This is a genomic window from Actinomycetes bacterium (assembly GCA_035506535.1).
GTDB lineage: Bacteria > Actinomycetota > Actinomycetes > DATJPE01 > DATJPE01 > DATJPE01.
Window position 1 is genome coordinate 1 of record DATJPE010000002.1, and the last position, 2,772, is coordinate 2,772.

The following is a 2,772-nucleotide window of genomic DNA, read 5'->3' on the forward strand; positions in this document are numbered from 1 at the left end:
GTCGATCGTCTTCGAGAACGCGGTCAGCGAGACCTCGTGGACACGGCCCGCGGTCGCCTCCCTGTTCACCGGCGTGCCACCCCGCGCCCACGGCGTCAACGGCCGCCAAGACGCCTTGCCGGACGAGGCGGTGACCCTGGCGGAGATGCTGTCGGCGCTCGGCTACCAGACCGCCGGCTTCACCACGAACGGCAACGTCGCCCCGCTCTTCGGTTTCGGCCAGGGCTTCGGGACGTACGAACTGCTGCCGGGGTCGCTGAAAGCCGGGCTGCGGGCCGGCCTCGACGAGCAGGGGGACGGCCCCCCCTCGTCCTCGATGGTGAGCCGGCTCTCCGCCTGGTTCGCCGACAGGCGGGCCACCGCCCCTCTGTTCCTGTACGTGCACACGGTCGATCCCCACAGTCCCTACTACCCGGCTCCCGAGTGGAAGGCCCGCTTCGCGGCGGACGTGCCCGATGCCGCGATCGGGTCCCTCGCGAACCTCAGGAGGCTGTTGGAGGATCGCTCCGCCGCGACCCCGAGCGAGCTGAGGGGAATGCTGGCCCTCTACGACGCCGAGGTCGCCGAGGCCGACGAGGGCTTCGGCCAGTTCCTCGGCGAGCTCAAGCGGCGCCGACTGTACGACGGTGCCGCCATCCTCCTCGTCGCCGACCACGGCGAGGAGTTCTGGGATCACGGGTCGTGGCAGCATGGTCACACGCTCTACGGCGAGCTCGTCCGCGTGCCCTTCGTGCTCAAGCTCCCTGCCGGCAGGCAGGCGGGGCTGCGCGTCAGGGGGGCGGTCCAGCTCGCGGACGTGCTGCCCACCGTGCTGGACCTGCTGGGGGAGACCGTGCCCAAGACGGTCACGGGCAGGAGCCTGCTCGGCAGGCTGAACCCGGCCACGCCCGCCTGGGCGGGTACGGCCTACTCGTTCCTCGACCTCGACTCCCGCCGGGCCGAGACCGCGCAGGCGGACGGTTTCAAGCTCGTCCGCCGGCCGACGGAGGACGGCCCCGCCCGGGCGCTCTTCGACGTCGTCCACGATCCGCGAGAGCGCTCGGATCTTCTGGCACAGCAGCCCATCCGCGCCGGGTACCTGGAGAGGCTGCTCGACGCCGCGGCTGCCAGGGAGCGACCTCTGTGGAGCCGGCGCGAGGCAGGGAGCAGCCCGGAAACCGAGGAGAACCTGCGCGCGCTCGGTTACGTGCGCTAGACCCGACAGCGGGGACGCGGCGGCTTCGAGCCGAGCGGCCCGGCGACCCCGGTTACTGGACGTAGCCCAGGGCGCCCAGCTGCTCCCGCAGCGCACCGCCGACCAGTGCCGGACGGTTCGGCAGCAGCGGATCCGGCGCGGCCAGGGCCTTGCGCCGGGCGCGGAGCTCGTCGACCAGCGACTCGTGGTCCGGCGCCACGTTCGTGTGCTCGCCCGGGTCCTGGCGGAGATCGAACAGCCGGCCCCCAATGAGCTTCCAGTCGGGCGTTCGCAGCGACATCTGCGGGTGACGGTCCGGCAGGTCGCGACAGCTCCAGACCTGCTCTGCGTCGCGGGGCGCGGGACCCGGAGCGAACAGGTCCCGGCCCTCGAAGGACCGGGGGGGCTCGATGCCGATGGCTCTCAGTACGGTCGGCGCAAGGTCGATGTGGCGTACGACGGTGTCGACGGTGGTCCCGGCCAGCCGCTGCTGCGGCAGCTTGACCAGCAGGACCACGTGCAGGAGTTCGTCGTAGAGCGTGTGGGAATGCGTGCCGATGACGCCGTGCTCACCGAACTCCTCTCCATGATCGGAGGTCAGCACCACCAGGGCGTCGTCCCACAGCCCCCTCGCCTTCAGGACCTTCACCAGCCGGCCGAACGCGCGGTCCATGGAGTGGATCTCGGCATCGTAGGTGTCGACGACGTGCCGGCGGTCGCGCTCGCTCACCGCCAGCTGGCCCGCGTTGATCGTTCCGAGCAGGCTGACGCTGATGGCGTCGGGCAGTGGTCCGGAGTAGTCGCCTCGGAACAGGGCGAGGTCGCTCGCCTCCGGCGTGTACGGGAGATGGACCTCGTAGCTGTGCAGGAAGAGGAAGAAGGGGCGGCGATGCTGGTCGAGGTACGCCGCCGCCCGATCGACCGCGTGCGAGAAGCGGTGCTCCGGGCCGATCAGCGTGGCGGCGGGGCTCTGCGCCGCCCCCACGCTCTCGTAGACGCTGAACCCCTGGTCCAATCCGTACACCGCCGCCAGCTGCACGCCGCCGTTGAAGCTCGCCGTCGCGAAACCTCTGTCCCGGAGCACCTCGGCCAGCGTCAGCACCTGCCAGGGTACGGCCCTGGCGTTGGCAATGGAGCCACCGTGCCGCGGCGGAAGCCGCGAGGTCAGCATGGCTCCGTGAGATGGAAGGGTGGAAGGCGCGTGAGCGAACGCCGAGCGGAAGAGGACGGCGTCCGTCCGGAAGACGTCGATGTTCGGGCTGGTGGGGCGCGAATAGCCGTAGCAGCCCAGGTGGTCGGGGCGCAGCGTGTCGATCGAGACGAGCACCACGGCGCCGGGCGGACGGCTGCAGCCGATTGCCGTCAGCAGCGCCAGCGCCGGCAGCCAGAGCGGGCGACGGGCGCGGGGACCGGGGCGCATGAGTTCAGCTCGGTCTACTTCCTCTTCTCCGTCTGGCCGGAACCCTGGAAGGCGGCGACGAAGTCCTTCAGGAGCAGCGGGCGGTTGCTCTTCACCCGGCCGGTGAGGAAGTCCTTGGGCCCCAGCTGGTGGCGGCCGTTCCACACGTCGAGGAAGAGCTCAGGTGGCCCCTTGAAGA

The 2,772-nt window shown here is 71.0% G+C and carries 2 protein-coding genes; one reads left to right on the plus strand and one right to left on the minus strand.

Features of this window, described 5'->3' with window-relative positions; translation table 11 throughout:
• On the plus strand, positions 1-1,195 hold a 1,195-nt coding region (locus VMI11_00490), incomplete at its 5' end, for a sulfatase-like hydrolase/transferase (protein ID HTY70882.1).
• Between the two features lie 52 nt (positions 1,196-1,247).
• On the opposite strand, the gene VMI11_00495 is transcribed toward VMI11_00490, so the two are convergent.
• On the minus strand, positions 1,248-2,594 hold the full coding sequence (locus VMI11_00495; GenBank protein ID HTY70883.1) for a sulfatase: 1,347 nt from the start codon (positions 2,592-2,594) through the stop codon (positions 1,248-1,250).
• Between the last annotated feature and the right edge of the window lie 178 nt (positions 2,595-2,772).